1 pseudogene is annotated in these 506 nt (G+C 47.0%); it reads right to left on the reverse strand.

The annotated features are described in order from the left end of the window. Nucleotides 1–436, reverse strand: a pseudogene (locus ACTHTQ_RS11290) (hypothetical protein); the annotation flags it as partial. Nucleotides 437–506 lie beyond the last annotated feature (70 nt).

The following is a 506-nucleotide window of genomic DNA, read 5'->3' on the forward strand; positions in this document are numbered from 1 at the left end:
GGGTTGGTGTTTGGGTGTGGTGTTTAGTGTGTTTTTGTTGTGGTTGTGTGAGAGTGTTGGTGTGTGGTGGTTGGGTGTGGTGTGGGCGGGTTTGTGGTGGTTGGGGTAGTTGTTGGGTTTTTTGTTTTCGGTTTTTTTGTTTTTGGTGGTTTGTGTGTGGGTTTTGGCTTCGTTTTGTGGTTTGTTGTGTGGTGGTTGTTGGGTGGGTTTGGTTGTTGGGGTTGGGGTTGTTTGTTGTATGAGTGGTGGGTGGGGTGGTTTTGTTTGGGGGTGTGTGGGGTGGGTTGTGGTGTGTTGTGTTGTTGTGGTTTTTTGTGTGGGGTGTTGTGGTTTGGGTTTGGGGTGATGGTGGTTTTGGGTTGGTTGTTGTTGTGTTGTTTTGTTGTGCGGGTGGGTGTTGGTTTTTCGACTTGGTGCAACATTGTATCGTATGCATCGTAGGGTTCCGTACCATTCAGGTTTTTGGAGTGTTGTTGTAAGTTTTGTTCAATATGTTGTGTGGTGTT

It is taken from the genome of Neisseria sp. P0020.S003, from assembly GCF_051957095.1.
Taxonomy (GTDB): domain Bacteria; phylum Pseudomonadota; class Gammaproteobacteria; order Burkholderiales; family Neisseriaceae; genus Neisseria; species Neisseria subflava.